The following is a 19,589-nucleotide window of genomic DNA, read 5'->3' as shown; positions in this document are numbered from 1 at the left end:
AATCCATCTGCACACTCCGGCGTACACGAAAGTACGCCAATTCCAAATCCAAAACAACGGGTCTCCAATGAAAGAGGCCATATCCATAAAGGACCTACCTGCGATAGGCGGCGGCAATGCGGTAGTGCTTGCGCACATCTGCTGCGGCCCATGCTCCATCATGCCGCTAAAATCACTCCTTGACGGCAAGGCCGAGGTCACAGGTTTCTTCCATAACCCGAACATCCACCCCCTTTCGGAATTCAGGAAAAGGATTGCCGCAGCAAAGGAGCTTGCCCGCCACCTCTCCCTGAACGTCATCTATGACGAGGAATACAGGCCCTCAACGTTCCTCAAGGGCATGAAAGAGCACGCTGGCCCAGGTTTCCCGCAAACGGGGAAGAGGTGCGAATACTGCTATTACCTGAGGCTTGAGGCTACGGCGCGGGCCGCGAGCTCGCTCGGGTTTCCCGTCTTCACATCCTCTCTTCTCTACAGCAGGTACCAGGACCACGGGGCCATAAGGAGCGCAGGCATTGAATTAGCCGGAAAGTACGGCATACTCTTCCTTTATGAGGATTTCAGGGCCTTCTGGCAGGATGGAATCGACGCCTCCAGGGCCCTCGGCCTCTACAGGCAGAAATACTGCGGCTGCATATACAGCAAGATGGAAAGGTACTCGAAGAAGCCGAAAAAGTGAAGCTGCAGGTGCATAAAACCCTTGAGAGGACCTTTTTATAAAAAGGTTCTAGAGCCATTGGATGCTCATAGGGCTCAGGAGGCGAATAGCCTCATGTATCACGTTCGCATCCATTGGACCTAACCTCTCTCCAAAAGTTTTTAGTTGTTCCTGAGATGACCCCCATTCATGGGGGTCATCTCAGGAACAACTAATCTTTGAAGGGGGGGTGGGGGGAAACTTTCTATAGAAAGTTTCCCCCAAAGGGGGCTTTTCAGTAACCTGCCGGCTCGCCTTTTCGGCCTAATTCAACGGGGACCGGGTGACAATGCAGAAGACCGTCGAGGTCTCTACTAACATGGCCGTTTCCGAGCAGGCCGTGGAGATAGTCGAGAGGAAGGGGACCGGGCACCCCGACTCCATCTGCGACGCTGTCATGGATAGGATTTCGGTTGCCTTGAGCCGCGAATACATGGAAAGATTCGGCGCCGTCCTCCATCATAACATCGACAAGGGCCTGCTCGTGGCAGGGCAGGTGGAAAAGGGCTTCGGCAGCGGAAAGGTTTTGAAGCCAATGGAGCTAATCGTCGGCGACAGGGCCTCTTACGGGATTGGCGACTCACGCGTCCCGGTCGAGGATATCGTCAAGCGGACAGTCCGTTCCTGGGTAGCCGAGAACCTCCCGCACGTTGACCCTCAAGAGCACCTTAAGGTCAGGGTCGTACTGCAGCCGGGCTCCGAGGAGCTTGCAGGGATATTCGAGAGGCGCGGCAGGGTGAGGGTCGCGAACGACACTTCCGCTGCGGCGGGATACGCGCCGCTTACCACCGCCGAGCGCGCGGTCCTGGCCACCGAGCGCTTCATAAATTCCGAGGCCTTTAAGCTTCGTTTCCCCGAGGCAGGCTCGGACGTGAAGGTGATGGGCGTAAGGACTGGAAGCGAGCTCGATTTGACGGTCGCCTGCCCGCTTTTGGCGGGTCTTATACAGAGCGAGGCTGCCTACTTCAAAAAGAAAAAGGAGATGCATACCGCGATCAGGGACTTCCTGTCGGGTTTCCCGTTTTCTGAAATCACTCTCAACCTCAATTCTCTCGACATGAAAGGACAGGGCACCAGGGGCGTATACCTCACGCTTCTCGGCACCTCCGCCGAGGACGCGGACTCGGGCCAGGTGGGGAGAGGGAACCGCGTAAACGGGGTCATTTCCCTCAACCGCCCGATGGGCACCGAGGCGGCAGCCGGAAAAAATCCGGTAAGCCACGTGGGGAAGATATACTCGATACTGTCGCACCTCATGGCTTCCGAGATATACAAGAGCGTCAATGGCGTCAAGGAGGTATCCGTCTGGCTCCTGAGCGAGATCGGGAGGCCAATAGACGAGCCGAAGCAGGTCTTTGTGCAGGTGATACCCGACGGCAGGGCCGGCAGGGACCGTTACGAAAAGGGAGTGAGGAAGATAATCGACGAGTTCCTTTTGCGGATACCTTCGTTTACCGAAGAGCTGGCCAGGGGCGAGCACCCGGTATGCTGATAAGGCCTATAAAGGAGGTCTCAGCCGATGAACCGGAACGACAACCACAAGGCAGGGCATAAAAAGCTCATCCTCGACAGGAAGCGCAAGGTGTGGAACGAGCTGAGGGAAGAGATATTCAGGAAATTCGGGAAGGACTACAGCGACCAGTTCGACATACCTCACGACCTCGAGGAGCTGTCGGTCCTTGACCTTGTCGAAGACCTCGGCCTTTCGGTCTCGGACCTTAGGCGGCAGGAGCTCGAGAGGATGGAAGTGGCCCTACGGAAGCTGGACGAGGGCACGTACGGCGCTTGCAGCAGGTGCGGGGCCGAGATAGGGGACGAGAGGCTCAAGGCCATGCCTTACGCCGAGCACTGCCTCAAGTGCCAGACCGAGCTCGAAGAGCAGTCCGGGGGCAGGAAGCCCACTCTCTGACATCCCCGCGCTTAGGGACTTACGCTGAAGCGTACGGCAATTGCCCGTACGGCAGGACCGATTTCCGTTCCTGCCGGGGAGCCGTTCCTGATATAATGTCCGTGTATGGGTTTCCGTCCGGGCTACATAAGGCTTTACGAGACCGGCGAGCTCTTTGAGAGGATACGGGGGCTCAGGGCCATGCTATCTCCGTGCAGGCTTTGCCCCTTGAGATGCGGCGCACGACGCCTTGACGGGGAGACCGGCGTCTGCCGTTCCGGCGCGCTTCCGCAAGTTTCCGCTGCCATCGCGCACTTCGGGGAGGAGCCGCCGCTTTCGGGCCGATACGGCAGCGGCACGATATTCCTTTCGTACTGCAATCTTAAGTGCGTCTTCTGCCAGAACCATGAGATAAGCCGCTCCGGAGACGGGAGGGAAGTGACTTCCGAGGGGCTCGCCTCAATGATGCTCCGCCTCCAGAGAGAAGGCTGCCATAACATAAACCTCGTCACCCCGACCCACCAGGCGCCGCATATTGCCGAAAGCCTTCCCCTTGCGATTGAGAACGGCCTCGAGGTGCCGCTCGTCTACAACTCGGGCGGCTATGACTCGGTCGATGCGCTGCGGCTGCTTGAAGGCGTATTCGATATATACATGCCGGACATCAAGTATGGCTCCGACCGGATGGGCCTCGAGCTTTCAGGCGTACACGGATATTTTTCGAAGGCCAGGGAGGCGGTTATGGAGATGCACCGGCAGGTCGGAGACCTTGAGACCGGGCTGGATAATATCGCCCGCCGGGGCCTCATCGTAAGGCACCTGGTCCTGCCGGACGGCCTTGCCGGCACGGAGGAGGTAATGCGCTTCCTGTCCGAGGACGTATCCGCGGACACCTATGTAAACATCATGGGCCAGTACAGGCCTGTATACAGGGCCTTTGAAGACAGGCGTCTGTCGAGAAGGACCACGGGAACGGAACTGGACGAAGCGGTTGAGACCGCGCGCAAAGAGGGGCTGCACAGGATAGAAGGGCATTGCTGAGCGGGAAAGCGTGCGTAAAGGACTACTCCGCTGCAAGCACCGGGGGTGTCTTTTAGCCGCGCCGCAAGCGGCGGGGAATTCGACCCTTGGAGATTGATTGACCGTATCGGAGGGGCACGTGGCGGAGCGCCAGATTTCGGCGGGCGGCGTTATCTTCAGAAGAAAAAGCGAAGGGACGGTCGAGATCGCGCTCATTTCCGTACGCGGCGGCAAGGTCTGGGGGCTTCCCAAGGGCACGGCTGAAAAAGGCGAGAACCTCGCCAGGACCGCGCACCGGGAGGTGAGGGAAGAGACTGGCCTTGACGGCAGGATAATCGAGAAGATAGGGCATATCGAGTATTTCTTTACATTGAAGGAGGGCGCGGAGACCAGGAGGATATTCAAGATAGTGTATTTCTTCCTCATGGAGTATACGTCAGGCAGGGTCGAGGACCACGACGAGGAGGTCGACGAGTGCAGGTGGGTCCCGATAGGCGAGGCTGCCGGCATGATGAGGTTCAAGGACGAGAAGGATATCATCAGAAAAGCAATGGAGATGATAGCGAGGCTCCCTTCGAGCCAGGGCGCCTGAGCCGGCGCTCTCCCGCCTGGCCAGCCCCTCTAAATACGATTCCACGCCTCTTTTCGCTCTTGTCATTTGCCCTTTTTTGGGTTATTTTAATTTTTCTCCGGATATCCGGAGAAAGCTCGTTTTTCGGCCCCTGTGCGGAGAAACCCCTTTGAAAAATCCGGGTTTCCGAAGGGAGCCGCACTCCTCGCAAGGGAAAATGTCCAATAATATGCCGTTCCTGAAAAATGTCGAGGTAAGGAGGGTCAAGGAGAGCAGGCTCACCCCCGGCATCCTCGAAAACCCGGTCTTCGGCACCGTCTTTTCCGACCACATGCTCTCAATGGACTTCAGTGACGGCATGTGGGGCCCCCCGGCAGTCGTCCCCTTCGGCAATATCGAGGTCTCCCCGGCGCTCACCACACTCCACTACGGGCAGGCCATTTTCGAGGGGCTCAAGGCTTTTGGCGCCCCTAACGGCTCCATAAACATATTCAGGCCCGAGAAATACCATGAAAGGATGCTCCGTTCCTCTAAGAGGCTCTGCATACCACCGGTTTCCTATCAGGACTTCATCGCGGGCCTTCACACGCTTATACGGACTGACAGGGGCTGGGTGCCGCCGAAAAGAGGCTGCGCGCTATATATAAGGCCGTTCATATTCGCCACCGACAACTATCTCGGCGTTAAAGTCTCCGACACATACAAGTTCCTCATCATAACCTCCCCCGTGGGCGCGTACTATAAAGAGGGGATAAACCCGGTCAAGCTCACCACTCCCGGGGAGTATGTCCGTGCCGTAAGGGGCGGGCTCGGAGAGGCCAAGACCCCGGCGAACTACGCGGCAAGCCTTTTGCCAGCGGAGGAGGCCAAGAAAAAGGGCTTTACGCAGGTATTGTGGCTCGACGCGGTCGAGAAAAAATACATAGAGGAAGTCGGCACCATGAACATGTTCTTCCTCCTCGAAGACGAGCTCGTGACCCCGGCCCTCGGCGGCTCGGTGCTCGCTGGCGTAACCCGCGACTCGGTCATGGCTATCGCGCGGGACTGGGGCCTTAAGGTCTCGGAGCGGAAGATCTCAATAGACGAGGTCTTCGCAGCCTCTGAAAAGGGGAGCTTGAAAGAGGCCTTCGGCACAGGCACGGCAGCCGTCATATCGCCCGTAGGCGAGATACACCACCAGGGCGCGTCAATCACCATCAACCGCGGCGAGACCGGCCCGCTATCGAAGAGAATCTACGACCATATAACAGGCCTCCAGTACGGAGAGATAGAGGACAAGCGCGGGTGGATATACACCATCCCGGCGGAATAGGGAAATGAGGATAACTGAAGAAACGGTAAAGGAACACGGGCTCGCCCCGGACGAGTACCAGAGGATAGTGGCCTCCCTCGGGAGGGAGCCGAACCTCCTGGAGCTCGGCATATTCTCGGTCATGTGGAGCGAGCACTGCTCATACAAGTCATCGAGGAGGCATTTGAAAGGCTTTTCGACAAAGGGCGAGTTCGTGCTGCAGGGCCCGGGCGAGAACGCCGGGATTGTCGACATAGGCGACGGGCTCGCCGTGGCCTTCAAGATGGAAAGCCACAACCACCCTTCTTTCATAGAGCCCTACCAGGGCGCGGCTACCGGCGTCGGCGGCATATTGAGGGACATATTCACGATGGGCGCAAGGCCCGTTGCCTCTTTGAACCTCCTTCGTTTCGGCGCACCGGACAACCCGAGGACGAGGTTCCTCGTCGACGGGGTAGTCTCCGGCATAGCCGGGTACGGGAACTGCATCGGGGTCCCGACAGTCGGCGGAGAGGTGAGCTTCAACCCCTCGTACAACGGCAACTGCCTCGTGAACGTCATGACCGCCGGGGTCGTGAAAAAGGACCGGATATTCAGGGGCAAGGCCTCGGGCGCAGGCAACCCCGTCATGTACGTTGGCAGCAAGACCGGCAGGGACGGCATACACGGCGCTACAATGGCCTCAGACGTCTTCGGCGAGGGCGGCGAGGAGAGGAGGCCCACGGTCCAGGTCGGCGACCCGTTCGCCGAGAAGCTCCTCCTTGAGGCCTGCCTCGAACTGTTCAGGACCGATTACGTCGTAGGCATACAGGACATGGGAGCCGCGGGGCTCACTTCGTCGAGCGTCGAGATGGCATCCAGGGGAGGGGTCGGGATAGAGCTCGACATGGACAGGGTCCCCAGGCGCGAAGAGGGTATGACCCCTTACGAGATAATGCTCTCCGAGTCGCAGGAGAGGATGCTCATGGTCGTCCGGAAGGGCGTCGAGGACAAGGTAAAGGAAATATTCAGCAAATGGGACCTCGATTGCGAGGTCATAGGCAGGGTATTCGATGGGAACGTAATAAGGATAACGGAGTGCGGGAAGACGGTCGCCGAGATACCTGTACCGTTCCTTACCGACGACGCGCCCGTATACGACAGGCCCTCGAAGCGTCCGGCCTGGCAGGACGGGCTCAATTCGCTCGATATGTCGTCGGTCCCTGAGCCGGGCGATTATAACGCGGCGCTCATAAAGCTTCTCTCATCCCTCAATATCGCGAGCAAGCAGTGGATATACCGCCAGTTCGACCACATGGTGAGGACGGATACGGTCGTCCTGCCCGGGTCTGATTCGGCCGTCGTAAGGATAAAGGGGACGGACAAGGCGCTGGCCCTGACCGCGGACTGCAATTCCCGGTACTGCTACCTCGACCCGAGGGCAGGGGGGAGGCTCGCGGTAGCCGAAGCCGCGCGGAACCTCGTCTCGAGCGGCGCGCGGCCCATGGCCCTAACCGATTGCCTGAACTTCGGGAACCCGGAAAGGCCCGAGGTCATGTGGCAGATAAAAGAGGCCATAGAGGGCATAAAAGAGGCGTGCCTCGCGCTCGGCATACCCGTAGTGAGCGGCAACGTAAGCCTATATAACGAGACGTCGGGGGTTTCCGTACAGCCCACCCCGGCCATAGGCATGGTGGGGCTTATAGAAAAGGCGGCCTGCCACACGAGGCAGTGGTTCCTTTCAGAGGGCGGCCTAATAGGGCTCCTCGGCAATGACGGGCCGGGCCTCGGCGGGAGCGAATACCTCTATTCGGTCCACGGCATGGAGAAAGGGACCCCGCCGGCGCTGGACCTTGCCCTTGAGAAGTCGGTCCATGATGCTTGTTTGAAGGGCATCAGGGCTGGTATAATATCCTCCGCGCACGACGTCTCGGACGGCGGCCTCGCTGTCGCCCTTGCCGAGGCGTGCCTTAACCCGGACGGGCCGGTCGGCGCGGCGGTCGAGATGGAAGCTGGGGGGCTCAGGGCCGACGACGCGCTGTTCGGCGAGGCCCAGTCGAGGATAGTAATAAGCCTTGCGGAAGACGACCTCGATGAAATGAAGGCCATAGCGGAAAAGGCCGGGGCCCCGTTCAGGGTGATAGGCAGGGTCGGCGGGACGTCCCTCAAAATAGGAAGATTCATCGATATAGGCCTGGACAGGGTCAGGGACGCCTGGTCCGGCGCGTTTGAAAAATACATGGGTTCCAGATAAGGTTCCGGTTTACTGATGAGCCCTTTCAGAAAAGACAGGTTCAACGACGAGTGCGGGGTCTTCGGCATCTACGGACACCCCGAGGCCGCCAATCTCGCGTATCTCGGCCTCTACTCGCTCCAGCACAGGGGGCAGGAGAGCTCCGGCATAGCATCGACCGACGGCGAGCGGATATATTCGCACAAGGGAATGGGCCTCGTTGCCGACGTCTTTACCGAGGCCGACATCGAGCGCCTCCACGGCAGCTCCGCCATAGGGCACGTCCGTTATTCGACCACCGGAGAGTCCCATATAAGGAACGCGCAGCCTTTTGTCGTCGAGTATTCGAGGGGCGGGATAGCGGTCGCCCATAACGGCAACATCGTAAACGCGCAGATACTCAGGGCCGAGTTCGAGGCCTACGGCTCCATCTTCCAGTCCTCGATGGACACCGAGATAATCGTCCACCTCCTGGCCTCCAGCAAGGAGAACTCGCTCGTGGACAGGATAACCGCCTCGCTTAGGAGGGTGCTCGGCTCGTATTCGCTCCTTTTCCTCACGGAGAAGGCCATGATAGCGGCAAGGGACCCGCATGGCTTCCGGCCACTATCGCTCGGCAGGCTCAAGGGCGCGTGGGTCGTGGCGTCCGAGACCTGCGCCTTCGACCTCATAGAGGCCGAGTACGTCAGGGAAATAGAGCCAGGCGAGATAGTCGTCATAGACGGAAGCGGCATAGCGTCCTACAAGCCGTTTCCCGCTGTCAAGTACACCCCTTGCGTCTTCGAGTTCATATATTTCGCAAGGCCCGACTCGAAGATATTCGGGGCCAATGTGCACGCGGTCAGGAAAAAACTCGGCGCGAGGCTCGCAATGGAGCACCCGGTCGAGGCGGACGTGGTCGTGCCGGTGCCTGACTCCGGCGTCCCTGCCGCGATAGGGTATGCCGAGGCCTCCGGCATACCCTTTGACAAGGGCATCGTGAGGAACCATTACGTGGGCCGCACATTCATAGAACCCAAGGACTCGATACGCCACTTCGGCGTGAAGATAAAGCTCAACGCGATAAGCGACATAATAAGCGGCAAAAGGGTGGTCGTCATAGACGATTCCATCGTCCGCGGCACCACGAGCAGGAAAATAATAAAGATGATAAGGGCCGCCGGCGCGAAAGAGGTCCACATGAGGATAAGCTCGCCGCCGACCATATGCCCCTGCTACTACGGCATTGACACGCCGAGGCGGGACGAGCTTATCGCGGCGGCCCAGGGCGTGGAGGAGATAACCCGCTATATAACGTCCGATACGCTCGGTTATCTCAGCGTCGAAGGCCTGTACCAGGCCGTGCGCGAGGCCGGCGGGAGCTTTTGCGACGCATGCTTCACCGGCAGATACCCGGTCGACGTACTGAGCGCCCAGGCGCCCCAGCTCGCGCTTTTTAAATGAACGGCTCCGGGGCGGTCCGAATTAACGGGCGTCCTTCAATCGTCTTTTTGGTCTGACGTCCTCGTTAGAGGACGGAAAAGGAAGGAGGCAGGAAAGAGATGAAGAAATTCAAGAACCTGGCCGTTACACTCACGCTCGTTTTTATGATGGCAGGCTCCGGCGCTCTGGCCCAGGACCCCCCAATGAACATGAAGGACGATGACCTCGGGATCGACGACCACCTGCAGCTTGAAAAACCGGCTGAGAAGGTCGTCACGAAGGAGGACGTGGAGCCGCTTATCGAGATGGTGTACATAAAAGGCGGCTGCTTCGAAATGGGGGACTTCGTCGGGAACGGCGATGAGGACGAAAGGCCGGTCCACGAGGTCTGCCTGGACGATTACTACCTGGCCGATACAGAAGTGACACAGGAGCTCTTTGAGCTGGTGATGGGGTATTCGCCGATACAGAAATATAACAGGCTCATGGCCGTCGACCCCAAGGCTCCTGTCGTGTACGTAAGTTTTTCGGTCGTGCAGGACTTCCTAAAGAAGCTCAACGACCTGGTCGGAGGGTATTACCGCCTCCCGACCGAGGCGGAGTGGGAGTATGCCGCCCGGGAACGCGGAAAGAAGATGGTCTGGTCAGGGACCAATAACGAGGCGGAGCTTGGCGACTACGCCCTCTTCAGCGACAACAGCGATAAGCTTGGCCCCGTCAAGTCCGGTAAGCCCAACTCGCTCGGGCTCTACGGCATGTCCGGGAACGCGGCCGAGTGGGCCGAAGACTACTTCGATTTCGATTTCTACCAGGCTAGCCCCAGGCAGAACCCCTACGGACCGGAGCACGGTATTTGGCGCGTGGCCAGGGGAGGCTCCTATATCGACGCGCCATATAAGCTCCGTACGACCTACAGGTACGGACTTGAGCACAGCAGCAGGCTTATAAACCTCGGCATCAGGCTTGCGGAATAGGACGGCCCACGGGTATGCTAACGCGCGTTCTCAAACAGGGAATAGCCAGGCGGGGAGGCAGGGTGTTTTCAGCGGTCCTTTGCCTGCTGGCCCTCTCGGCGATTTTTTTTCAGGGCTGCGCAAAGGGTCCGGCCCCTGAGCCGCCCTACCATAAGGTGCTGGACCGCTGGTCAGGCGGGGTCAGGCTGCACGAGAAGCTCGAATCAAGGCTTTACCTGAACGCCACTTACAAGAGCGAGGAGTTCAGAAGGGCCTACATAAGGAAGTACGGCGAAAGCTACGCGCTCGGCCCGGAGCGCGAGGAAGCGCTACTTGCCCGGGAGCTTGAACAGGCCGAGAAGTATAACGAGGTCTTCTTTACGGCCTATACGCCTGACGCGGCCGTTAACGACTTCGACCGCAGGGACTCGGTCTGGCAGGTCTATCTCGAGGACGGGAGCGGTAACCGCGCGAGGCCGATCTCCATTTCCAGGGTCGAGGGCACAGAGGCTTTCATAAGGGAGTTCTTCCCGTATTTCGACCTCTGGAGCAGGGCTTATAGTGTCCAATTCCCGAGATATTCCGAGGAAGGCACGGAGCTGCCAGGTGCAGACGGCACGTTGAAGCTCGTGGTGACCGGGGTTATGGGCAGGGGCGAGATAGCCTGGCGGACTGGCGAATAGCGGGCTGTCCTTGGTCAATCGTTTCTCTTGCGTCTTTTTTCATAAAGTTCAATAATTCTCAGCGGCTTTCGCATATTCCCGCCCCTCACAAGGCATGCGAAAGCCTTTTTCTTCTTGCAACAACCGCATCATTGTGCTAAATATCTTCGATTAACTACGCACGCGGAGATCCAGGACCGGCGGTGCCCTTCCAGGGTTCCGGTCCCATGCGCCGCGGAGGAAAAAAACCGAAAGGGAGGAGAATCGCAAATGGCTTATCTTTCAATGAAACAGCTTCTGGAATCAGGCGTCCACTTCGGGCACCAGACCAAGAGGTGGAACCCGAAGATGAAAACCTACATCTACGGGGCCAGGAACGGCATCTACATCATCGACCTTCAGCAGACCGTCAAGCTCTTCAAGGAAGCATACGACTACATCAGGAACTCCGCCTCCAAGGGCGGCAGGGTCCTCTTTGTCGGCACCAAGAAACAGGCCCAGAACGCGATACTGGAAGAGGCTTCAAGGGCCGGGATGGGGTACATAAACAACAGGTGGATAGGCGGGTTCCTCACCAACTTCGCCACCGTCAAGAAGTCCATAAACAGATTGAAGGAGCTCGATACCCTCGAGACAAACCCGGATTTCGCCTCGGCGACCAAAAAAGAGCTCCTGCTCCTCAGGAGGGAGAGGGAAAGGCTCGAGAAATACCTGGGCGGCGTTAAGAACCTCGACAAGGTGCCTGACGTCCTTTTCATAATCGACTCCAAGAAAGAGTCCATAGCCATCAAGGAAGCAAACAGGCTGGGCATCAAGGTCGTGGCCATCGTGGACACGAACTGCGACCCGGACGAGGTCGACTACGTGATACCCGGAAATGACGACGCCATAAGGGCCATAAAGCTCTTCTCCGCCTCCATGGCCGACGCCTGCCTCGAAGGCAAGGCCGTATACGAGGAAGCGCTCCAGGCCAAGGCCGACAAGAAGGCCGTGAAGGCTGAAGCGGGTGCTGAGGCGCCAATCCCGGCCCCCCAGGCCGGAGCGGGCGCCGAGGGAACGGCACAGGGCTGAGCCGCAGATAATAATACCAGGGGGTTTTTCGGATAATGGAGATTTCCGCGGGAGCAGTAAAGGAACTCAGGGAGAAGACCGGGGCCGGCTTCATGGACTGCAAGAAGGCCCTTGCCGAGACCAAGGGCGACGTGGCGGCTGCGGTAGAGTTTCTCCGCAAGAAGGGCCTTGCGGCGGCTGAGAAGAAAGCGGCCAGGGCCGCGACCGAAGGCATAATAGGTAGCTATATCCACGGCGGGGGCAAGGTGGGCGTCCTCCTTGAAGTGAACTGCGAGACCGATTTCGTGGCCAAGACTGACGGCTTCAGCGCCTTGGTCCGCGAGATAGCGCTCCACATAGCGGCGATGAGCCCGTCCTACGTAAGCAGGAAGGAAGTCCCGGCCGAGGTGATAGAGAGCGAGAGGCGTATATACGAGGCCCAGGCAAAGGAGTCAGGGAAGCCCGAACACGTTGTGGCCAAGATGGTGGACGGGAAGGTCGAGAAGTTCCTGAAGGAAGTCTGCCTCCTTGAGCAGCCGTTCGTGAAAGAGCCGGAAAAGACAATCGAGCAGGTCGTGATAGAGAACATCGCGAAGCTCGGCGAGAACATATCGATAAGAAGGTTTGCCAGGTTCAAGGTAGGCGAGGGGCTCGAGAAGAAGCAGTCCGACTTCGCCGCCGAGGTGGCGGCCGCGCAGAAGTAAAAACCGGGAGCGGGAGGGCCAGGCCCCCCGCTCCTTTTTGCATATCTCACCTTTAGGCCGGACGGCCTTTCCGTGCGCGACATGCCAGAATACAAATATAACAGGATACTCCTGAAGCTCTCGGGCGAGGCCCTGATGGGAAGCAAGGAGTTCGGGGTCGACACGTCCGTCATAAACTCCATAGCCCAGGAGATAAAGGACGTGCATAACCTCGGGGTCCAGGTGGCCGTGGTCATCGGGGGCGGAAATATCTTCAGGGGGGTGTCCGCGAGCGCCAAGGGCATGGACAGGGCTACCGCCGACTACGTCGGCATGCTCGCGACAGTCATAAACTCCCTCATGCTCCAGGACGCGCTCGAGAAGAACGGCGTCTTTACGCGGGTCATATCGGCGATCGAGATGAAGGAGCTTGCCGAGCCCTACATTCGGAGGCGCGCTGTGCGCCACCTCGAGAAAGGCAGGGTCATAATCTTCGCTGCCGGCACCGGAAACCCGTACTTCACTACCGACACCGCCGCGTCGCTCCGGGCAATGGAGATACACGCCGACGTGATCCTCAAGGGCACCAAGGTCGACGGCGTCTACGACAGGGACCCGATGAAGGAGAAGGACGCGGTCAAGTACGAGAGCCTCAAGTTCATAGACGTCCTCAAGGACGGCTTGAAAGTCATGGACTCGACGGCCATTTCCCTCTGCATGGACAATAGCCTGCCTATAATCGTATTCAGCATAAAGGAGCACGGGAACCTCGTCAGGATAGTAAAGGGCGAGCGTATCGGCACGCTCGTTTCCTGAAAGAGGCCCGGAGCCTCTGAGCGCTGCTCGCGCGGAATAAAGAAGCTAATCCCGATTTAACGGAGCAGGAGATGAAGGAAGAGATATTTTCCGATTTGAAGAAACGGACCGAAAAGGCCCTCGAGGCGCTCACGCACGAGCTCGGCGGGCTTCGCACCGGCCGGGCATCGCTTGCGATACTCGACCACGTGAAGGTCGATTATTACGGCACGCCCACGCCCATCAAGCAGATAGCGACCCTCTCGGTCCCCGAGAGCAGGACCATCACCATACAGCCCTGGGACATCTCGCAGCTCCACGCCATCGAGAAGGCCATAATGACCTCGGACCTCGGGCTTACGCCCTCGAGCGACGGCAAGCTCATAAGGATAAACATCCCGCCGCTTACGGAGGAGAGGAGGAAGGACCTCGTAAAGCTCGCCAAAAAGTACGCCGAGGAATGCAAGATAGCCGTGCGGAACGTAAGGAGGGACGCCAACGAGGGCCTCAAGAAGCTGGAAAAGGACAAGGCCATCTCGGAAGACGACCTTAAGAAGTTCCAGAAGGAAGTGCAGGACGTGACCGACAGGCAGATACACAGGATAGACGAGATGGTCGTCCAGAAAGAGGCCGAGATAATGGAGGTATAGCCGCCCTCCCTCAGGCCTCTTCGACCCCACATGAAAAGAAGGCTTCGCATTTCCCTATGAGCGAAATTCCCAGGGACAATCTCCCCAGGCACATAGCCGTCATAATGGACGGCAACGGAAGGTGGGCGCGTAAGAGGCTCCTCAACAGGATAAACGGCCACCGTAAGGGCGTGGAGGCGGCGAGGGAGACCGTCCGCCACTGCCGGGAGATGGGCGTCCGTTACCTGACCCTGTACACCTTTTCGAAGGAGAACTGGAACAGGCCAGCCCGCGAGGTCCAAATGCTCATGAAGTTCCTCGAGACCCACTTGAAGGGCGAGAAGAAAAGCCTCATTGAGAACAACATCCGTTTCAGGGCCATCGGCTGCGTCGAGGACCTCCCGGCCGGGGTTAGGGCCGTTATATCCGACCTTGAGGAGAATACTAGGGGCAATACGGGCATGGGGCTCCAGCTCGCCTTGAGCTACAGCGGACGCGAGGAGATAACCCGGGCCGCAAGGAAAATCGCCATGCAGGTCTACGAGGGAAGCCTCATGCCGTCCGACGTGACGGACGAGACGGTCCAGTCGAACCTCTACACCGCCGGCATCCCCGACCCTGACCTCCTAATAAGGACCAGCGGCGAGATGAGGATATCCAACTTCCTCCTCTGGCAGCTCGCTTACACCGAGATATACATATCAGACGTGCTCTGGCCCGATTTCACGAAAGAGCACCTGGAGGCCGCCATAGGGGATTACCGGAAGCGGGAGCGCAGGTTCGGCCTGGTGAAGGAAAAGGAAGTGGGCGCGGCCGCCAGAAGGTAGCCGGGCGCGCATTTCCGATTGGAGGGGAGTCTGAAAAGGGTAGCAACCGGGGCCGTACTTATCCCGATTATCGTCGCGATAGTCCTTTACGCCGGCCCTTACTGGATACTCGCGGTCTCTGCCGTAATCGCCGCGCTTGCCTTTTCCGAGTTCAACGCGCTCGCCCGGGTGGACGCTAAAGACAGGGTCTTCGACCGGCTCGGCGTCGCATCCGGCGTAATAATCGTACTTGCCGTCTATTTTCTCGGGCCGGTCTTCCTGGCCCCGGCCCTCATCACCCTCGTATTCCTCTTCTTTTTCCATTCGATGGTATCCGGCCGCCCTCTCGGCGATTCCTCCCTGGATACGGCGCACAAGGCGCTCGGCCTCTTGTACATAGCCCTGCCCATTTCTTTTATCACCCCGCTCAGGGAGCTTCACCAGGGCGAGTGGTGGCTCCTTTTCCTCCTCGTGGTGGTCTGGGCGAACGACACCTTTGCCCTGTCCGTCGGGAAGACGCTCGGCAGGCACAAGCTCTCTCCGGAGATAAGCCCGAAAAAGACCGTTGAGGGCGCGATAGGGGGCATTGCCGGTGGCGTCATTACGGGTTTCGTCTTCGCCCGTCTGGCCGGGCTTGGGCCGGATTACCTGGATATATTCGCGCTATCGGCAGGCATAGGCCTTATAGCCATAGCGGGCGACCTCGCCGAGTCGGTCCTGAAGAGGAGCGCCGGGGTTAAGGACTCGGGCGCTATCATACCAGGCCACGGGGGGATGCTCGACAGGATAGACAGCCTGATTTTCAATATCCCGTTCGTTTATTTTTACCTGACCATCAGGGCCATGCACACATGAAACGAAAGGGGATTTCCATACTCGGCTCTACCGGGTCCATAGGGACGAACACCCTCCAGGTGGTGCGCTCGCACCCGGAGAGGTTCAGGGTGGTCTCAATGGCCGCGGGCCGGAATATCGCGCTCCTCAAGGAGCAGATTGAAGAGTTCAGGCCCGTTTTCGTCTCGGTAGAGAGCGAGGATGCGGCAGTGGCCTTGAGGAACTCGCTTTCAGTTCCGGTCGCTGTTGAGGCCGGACTCGCCGCCGCCATGAGGGCCGCCGCCTTCGAGGGCGTGGACATGACGGTAGCCGCCATATCGGGAGCATCCGGGCTCCTCCCGACGATCGCCGCCGTAAGGGCCGGTAAGGACATAGCGCTCGCCAACAAGGAATCGCTCGTGCTTGCCGGCAGGCTCGTAATGGAAGAGGCCGCGAAGCGGGGCGTCAATATACTGCCCGTAGACAGCGAGCATTCGGCGGTCTTCCAGTCGCTCCTTGGGCACAGGAAAGAGGACATAAAGAGGATAATTCTCACGGCCTCCGGCGGGCCGTTCCTCAAGACCCCGCTTCCCGAGCTCGAAAGGATGGGGCCTGAAGAGGCATTGAAGCACCCGAAATGGAAGATGGGCAGGAAGGTCACTATAGACTCCTCCACGCTCGTGAACAAGGGGTTCGAGGTCATCGAGGCCAGGTGGCTGTTCGGCCTGCCGCCTGAGAAGATATCGGTTGTAATACACCCCCAGTCGATAGTACACTCGATGGTCGAGTATATCGACGGCTCGGTAATGTCCCAGATGAGCGCCCCGGACATGCGCTCGCCCATCTCGTACGCCCTTGCGTACCCTGAAAGGATAGCTTCAGGGACCGAGCCGCTGGATTTCAGCCGCCTTTCCCTCGAGTTCAGCGCGCCGGAGCCGGAGAGGTTCCCGTGCCTGGGGCTCGCTTACGAGGCGCTCAGGACCGGCGGCACCGCACCTGCCGCGCTAAACGCGGCTGACGAGGTCGCGGTAGGGCTTTTCCTCGAGGGCAGGATCCCCTTTACCGGCATATCACGGATCATCTGCGAGGTGCTCGGGGCGCACCGATCGAAGGAGCCGGAGTCGATCGAGGACGTCCTGGAGGCCGACCGGGAGGCGAGGGTGCTCGCCAGGTCGGCTGCCGCTTCCGCATGAGCGCGACACTGGCCGGCAATTTATTGTATAATAAATGCAACTTCTAAGAATTGATCTTTTCCCCGACTCTGCGTCAGGCCGGGAATAACCCCGACCTTCCTTGATTCGGGTGAAGATCTCTGATTTTTAGGGGCTGCCAGAAATTTACGCCAAAATCACGCTTGAATTGAGATAGGAAATGACAACGATAATATCCTTCATAATCGTCCTCGGCATACTGATATTCATCCACGAGCTCGGGCATTTCCTCGCCGCTAAAGCCAGCGGAGTGGGGGTCGAGAAGTTTTCCCTGGGTTTCGGCCCGAAGCTTGTCGGCATCCAGAGGGGAGAGACCGAGTACAGGATTTCGCTTCTGCCCCTCGGCGGCTATGTAAAGATGGTCGGGGAAGCGCCCGGCGAGGAGATAACCGAAGAGCTCCGGATGAGGTCGTTCACCCACAAGCCCCTCTGGAAAAGGGCGTCCATCGTGGCCGCCGGGCCTGCCATGAACCTGGTCCTCGCAGCCGTCCTCATGCCGCTTATATTCATGATAGGCATACAGGTCCCGGTCTATCTCGAAAGGCCCGCCGAGGTGGGGTACGTGGCTCCCAATGAGCCTGCTGACAGGGCCGGCATAAAAAGGGGAGATACCATCGTCTCTGTCTCGGGCAGCGAGACCGGGAACTGGGAGGAGCTCCTCATGGGCCTCGCCATGAGCCCCGGGAAGGAGCTCAAGGTCGGCTTCATAAGGGACGGCTCCCGCCATGAGACGACGCTTGTGCCGGCCGTCTCAGAGGCGACCGGCGCTGGCTACGGCGGGATGTTCCCGCCGATGGACCCGGTAATCGGCGGGGTCGCCCCGGGATTCCCCGCAAAGGACGCCGGGCTTACGCCTGGCGACAGGATACTCTCCATAAACGGCACGCCCATAAACCATTGGGCCGAGCTTGAAAGCGCGATACACAAAAGCGGCGACAAGAAGGTCATAAAAGTGGCGAGGGGAGGCGAAGAGCTTTCCTTCGAGATAACCCCTGTCTACAACGAAGATGCCAAGGCCTGGCTAATCGGCATCTCCAGGCAGGAGGAGCAGGTCACGAGGCAATACGGCTTTATCGAGTCAATCCAGAGGGGTATTGCCTCGGGGGTCGACATGACCTACAAGCTCTTCGTGGTCGTAAAGGGGCTCATTGTCGGCGACTACTCGCTTAAGACGCTCGGCGGGCCCATAATGATAGCGCAGGTGGCCGGCCAGGCCGCCGAGTCGGGCATAGCCGAACTCCTGTCGCTCATGGCCTTCCTGAGCCTCCAGCTCGGCATAATAAACCTTTTCCCCATACCGGTCCTTGACGGCGGCCACCTCGTATTTTTCGGAATGGAGGCCGTAAAAGGCAAGCCCTTGAGCGAAAAGTTCATGACCGCGGCCCAGCAGGTTGGCATAGCGCTCCTCATCATGCTCATGCTCCTTGTGACCTATAACGACCTTTTCCGAATATTCGGATAGGCATTGAAGGCAACCTCTGAAAATTGACCTTTTCCCCGGACTCTGCGTAGGTTACGTGAATAAAAATGCTCACATATTCACATATATGCTCCGCTTTTTATTTCCGCCCTTTCTTGATTGCGGGAAAATTATCTAATTTTTAGAGGTTGCCTGAAGATACTTTCAATCGATACCTCGTCCCGGTCAGGCTCGATAGCCCTCCTCGAAGATAGAAAGCTCATCTCCGAATGGACCGTCGGGGACGCGGGGACCCATTCCAGCTGGCTCCTTAAGTCCCTTGAAGCGCACCTTGAGAGCGCCGGGTGCGGGCTCGACGAAGTAGACCTCTTCGCCATTGATGTCGGCCCGGGCTCATTCACTGGCCTCCGCATCGGCATATCGGCCCTAAAGGGGCTCGCGTGGCCGCAGGGGAAAAAGATAGCCGGTGTTTCGACCCTCGCCTCGCTCGCCATGAACATCCCTTATTCCGCAAGGATGGTCTGCCCGGTGCTCGACGCCAGAAAGGGCGAGGTATACACCGCCCTTTACGATACCATGTCAGGCCGCCCCAGGGCGGTCATGCCCGATTCGGCGATGCGGCCCGAGGCCCTCATAGGGGAAATAAGGGGGAGGGGGCTTGAGGGGGAAGTCGTATTCCTGGGGAGCGGCCTTTCCGTTTACATGGAAATGCTCGTCGAGGCGCTCAGGGACGCGTACGCGGCCTTGCCCCACCTTTGGCACATAAGGGCTTCTAACGTAGGGCTCCTGGCTTTCGAGCACGCGGCGGAGGCCGTCTCTCCGGCGGAGCTCGTCCCGATATACCTCCGGAAATCCGAAGCAGAGCTTAAAAGCGGTCGCTAACAGGATAACGTGAAGGGGACTCATGTCCCCGCAAAAAAACCGCTTTTTCCAGCCTGTACAATATTCCAGATTCAGCCAAAACCCCGTTTTTTCCATTCTAATGCCGGGTTTTTTATGGACTTGGGCGCTGGAATGCGTTATAAGAAATCATTTTTCCCGCCATAACAGGCCGAAAAAAGCCGGTTTGGTAACAAATTGACAAGCTCTCCGGGTTGCGATATTATAAAAATTAGCTTTGTCCTTGAAAAACAAGCACTTTTTATTAACGTCGTGAGCCTGTTTCCTGCAAGGGGGAAATGCCGGAGACCCGGAACAGGGACCTCAAAGTGGAAGGGAGGCTTGAATGGAGAGACGCGAAGAGATTCTGAAAAAGCTTCTCGAAGAGGACGATGGATTCAGGAAGATCTACAAGAGCCATCAGGACTATGAGAACAAGGTCGCAAAACTCGAAAAAAAACCGAGGCTCACGGCAGACGAGACTATGGAGAAGATGAGGCTCAAGAAGTTGAAGCTCGCATTGAAGGACGAGATGGAGAAGAGGGTTTCCGATTTCGCCGAGGAGAAGGGGGCGTAGCCGCAGCCGT

20 protein-coding genes are annotated in these 19,589 nt (G+C 58.4%); all 20 read left to right on the top strand.

The annotated features are described in order from the left end of the window. The first annotated feature begins 67 nt into the window (after positions 1-67). The 20 genes from QY316_07115 (at position 68) to QY316_07020 (ending at position 19,579) form a co-directional block, all read left to right on the top strand. The gene (locus tag QY316_07115; GenBank protein ID WKZ31693.1) at positions 68-679 is read left to right on the top strand and encodes an epoxyqueuosine reductase QueH; all 612 of its coding nucleotides are present in this window, start codon (positions 68-70) and stop codon (positions 677-679) included. A gap of 307 nt (positions 680-986) precedes the next feature. After that, complete coding sequence (locus tag QY316_07110; protein ID WKZ31692.1) at positions 987-2,189, top strand: methionine adenosyltransferase; 1,203 nt, start codon at positions 987-989, stop codon at positions 2,187-2,189. 27 nt (positions 2,190-2,216) lie between these two features. Beyond that, positions 2,217-2,606 carry a TraR/DksA family transcriptional regulator gene (locus QY316_07105; GenBank protein WKZ31691.1) on the top strand — a complete coding sequence of 130 codons (390 nt, stop codon included), beginning with the start codon at positions 2,217-2,219 and terminating at the stop codon, positions 2,604-2,606. Between the two features lie 105 nt (positions 2,607-2,711). Further along, entirely contained in the window at positions 2,712-3,626 is a 915-nt protein-coding gene (locus QY316_07100) for a radical SAM protein (GenBank protein ID WKZ31690.1), read from the top strand. A 97-nt stretch (positions 3,627-3,723) separates the two neighbouring features. Beyond that, entirely contained in the window at positions 3,724-4,197 is a 474-nt protein-coding gene (locus QY316_07095) for an NUDIX hydrolase (GenBank protein ID WKZ31689.1), read from the top strand. A 196-nt stretch (positions 4,198-4,393) separates the two neighbouring features. Next, complete coding sequence (locus QY316_07090) at positions 4,394-5,488, top strand: branched-chain amino acid aminotransferase (protein ID WKZ31688.1); 1,095 nt, start codon at positions 4,394-4,396, stop codon at positions 5,486-5,488. A gap of 4 nt (positions 5,489-5,492) precedes the next feature. Next, positions 5,493-7,700, top strand: coding sequence for a phosphoribosylformylglycinamidine synthase subunit PurL (gene purL / locus QY316_07085; protein ID WKZ31687.1), 2,208 nt, complete (start codon positions 5,493-5,495; stop codon positions 7,698-7,700). 15 nt (positions 7,701-7,715) lie between these two features. After that, the gene (gene purF, locus QY316_07080) at positions 7,716-9,122 is read left to right on the top strand and encodes an amidophosphoribosyltransferase (protein ID WKZ31686.1); all 1,407 of its coding nucleotides are present in this window, start codon (positions 7,716-7,718) and stop codon (positions 9,120-9,122) included. A 98-nt stretch (positions 9,123-9,220) separates the two neighbouring features. Continuing rightward, positions 9,221-10,075, top strand: a complete 855-nt coding sequence (locus QY316_07075; protein WKZ31685.1) for an SUMF1/EgtB/PvdO family nonheme iron enzyme — start codon at positions 9,221-9,223, stop codon at positions 10,073-10,075. Between the two features lie 62 nt (positions 10,076-10,137). After that, on the top strand, positions 10,138-10,737 hold the full coding sequence (locus tag QY316_07070; GenBank protein ID WKZ31684.1) for a hypothetical protein: 600 nt from the start codon (positions 10,138-10,140) through the stop codon (positions 10,735-10,737). A gap of 249 nt (positions 10,738-10,986) precedes the next feature. Beyond that, positions 10,987-11,787 (top strand): 30S ribosomal protein S2, encoded by an 801-nt coding sequence (rpsB, locus tag QY316_07065; GenBank protein ID WKZ31683.1) that lies wholly within the window; start codon positions 10,987-10,989, stop codon positions 11,785-11,787. Between the two features lie 35 nt (positions 11,788-11,822). Further along, positions 11,823-12,470, top strand: a complete 648-nt coding sequence (gene tsf, locus QY316_07060) for a translation elongation factor Ts (GenBank protein WKZ31682.1) — start codon at positions 11,823-11,825, stop codon at positions 12,468-12,470. An 81-nt stretch (positions 12,471-12,551) separates the two neighbouring features. Further along, positions 12,552-13,265, top strand: a complete 714-nt coding sequence (gene pyrH / locus QY316_07055) for a UMP kinase (protein WKZ34092.1) — start codon at positions 12,552-12,554, stop codon at positions 13,263-13,265. A gap of 71 nt (positions 13,266-13,336) precedes the next feature. Then, positions 13,337-13,894, top strand: a complete 558-nt coding sequence (gene frr / locus QY316_07050) for a ribosome recycling factor (protein ID WKZ31681.1) — start codon at positions 13,337-13,339, stop codon at positions 13,892-13,894. After that, the gene (locus tag QY316_07045) at positions 13,891-14,700 is read left to right on the top strand and encodes an isoprenyl transferase (GenBank protein ID WKZ34091.1); all 810 of its coding nucleotides are present in this window, start codon (positions 13,891-13,893) and stop codon (positions 14,698-14,700) included. Before frr ends, QY316_07045 begins: the two co-directional genes overlap by 4 nt. An 18-nt stretch (positions 14,701-14,718) precedes the next feature. Then, positions 14,719-15,534: a phosphatidate cytidylyltransferase gene (locus QY316_07040; protein ID WKZ31680.1), complete on the top strand. Its 816-nt coding sequence runs from the start codon at positions 14,719-14,721 to the stop codon at positions 15,532-15,534. Beyond that, positions 15,531-16,685 carry a 1-deoxy-D-xylulose-5-phosphate reductoisomerase gene (locus QY316_07035; GenBank protein WKZ31679.1) on the top strand — a complete coding sequence of 385 codons (1,155 nt, stop codon included), beginning with the start codon at positions 15,531-15,533 and terminating at the stop codon, positions 16,683-16,685. The genes QY316_07040 and QY316_07035 overlap by 4 nt, the downstream gene beginning before the upstream one ends. Positions 16,686-16,863: 178 nt before the next feature. Next, positions 16,864-18,165, top strand: a complete 1,302-nt coding sequence (gene rseP / locus QY316_07030; protein WKZ31678.1) for an RIP metalloprotease RseP — start codon at positions 16,864-16,866, stop codon at positions 18,163-18,165. Positions 18,166-18,282: 117 nt separating this feature from the next. After that, complete coding sequence (gene tsaB / locus QY316_07025) at positions 18,283-19,005, top strand: tRNA (adenosine(37)-N6)-threonylcarbamoyltransferase complex dimerization subunit type 1 TsaB (GenBank protein ID WKZ31677.1); 723 nt, start codon at positions 18,283-18,285, stop codon at positions 19,003-19,005. A gap of 343 nt (positions 19,006-19,348) precedes the next feature. Then, positions 19,349-19,579 (top strand): DUF465 domain-containing protein, encoded by a 231-nt coding sequence (locus QY316_07020; GenBank protein WKZ31676.1) that lies wholly within the window; start codon positions 19,349-19,351, stop codon positions 19,577-19,579. The last annotated feature ends 10 nt before the right edge of the window (positions 19,580-19,589 follow it).

The sequence above is a fragment of the Thermodesulfobacteriota bacterium genome (genome assembly GCA_030583865.1).
Taxonomy (GTDB): domain Bacteria; phylum Desulfobacterota; class GWC2-55-46; order GWC2-55-46; family GWC2-55-46; genus UBA5799.
This window is presented reverse-complemented; position numbering and strand designations above follow the sequence as displayed.

What these genes read in the sequence shown, in the direction of transcription:
- purF (WKZ31686.1), top strand. Translation starts at nt 7,716, where the DNA reads ATGAGCCCTTTCAGAAAAGACAGGTTCAACGACGAGTGCGGGGTCTTC.
- purL (WKZ31687.1), top strand. Translation starts at nt 5,493, where the DNA reads ATGAGGATAACTGAAGAAACGGTAAAGGAACACGGGCTCGCCCCGGAC.
- pyrH (WKZ34092.1), top strand. Translation starts at nt 12,552, where the DNA reads ATGCCAGAATACAAATATAACAGGATACTCCTGAAGCTCTCGGGCGAG.
- QY316_07035 (WKZ31679.1), top strand. Translation starts at nt 15,531, where the DNA reads ATGAAACGAAAGGGGATTTCCATACTCGGCTCTACCGGGTCCATAGGG.
- rseP (WKZ31678.1), top strand. Translation starts at nt 16,864, where the DNA reads ATGACAACGATAATATCCTTCATAATCGTCCTCGGCATACTGATATTC.
- QY316_07090 (WKZ31688.1), top strand. Translation starts at nt 4,394, where the DNA reads ATGTCCAATAATATGCCGTTCCTGAAAAATGTCGAGGTAAGGAGGGTC.
- QY316_07110 (WKZ31692.1), top strand. Translation starts at nt 987, where the DNA reads ATGCAGAAGACCGTCGAGGTCTCTACTAACATGGCCGTTTCCGAGCAG.
- rpsB (WKZ31683.1), top strand. Translation starts at nt 10,987, where the DNA reads ATGGCTTATCTTTCAATGAAACAGCTTCTGGAATCAGGCGTCCACTTC.
- frr (WKZ31681.1), top strand. Translation starts at nt 13,337, where the DNA reads ATGAAGGAAGAGATATTTTCCGATTTGAAGAAACGGACCGAAAAGGCC.
- QY316_07075 (WKZ31685.1), top strand. Translation starts at nt 9,221, where the DNA reads ATGAAGAAATTCAAGAACCTGGCCGTTACACTCACGCTCGTTTTTATG.
- tsf (WKZ31682.1), top strand. Translation starts at nt 11,823, where the DNA reads ATGGAGATTTCCGCGGGAGCAGTAAAGGAACTCAGGGAGAAGACCGGG.
- QY316_07100 (WKZ31690.1), top strand. Translation starts at nt 2,712, where the DNA reads ATGGGTTTCCGTCCGGGCTACATAAGGCTTTACGAGACCGGCGAGCTC.
- QY316_07020 (WKZ31676.1), top strand. Translation starts at nt 19,349, where the DNA reads ATGGAGAGACGCGAAGAGATTCTGAAAAAGCTTCTCGAAGAGGACGAT.
- QY316_07115 (WKZ31693.1), top strand. Translation starts at nt 68, where the DNA reads ATGAAAGAGGCCATATCCATAAAGGACCTACCTGCGATAGGCGGCGGC.
- QY316_07105 (WKZ31691.1), top strand. Translation starts at nt 2,217, where the DNA reads ATGAACCGGAACGACAACCACAAGGCAGGGCATAAAAAGCTCATCCTC.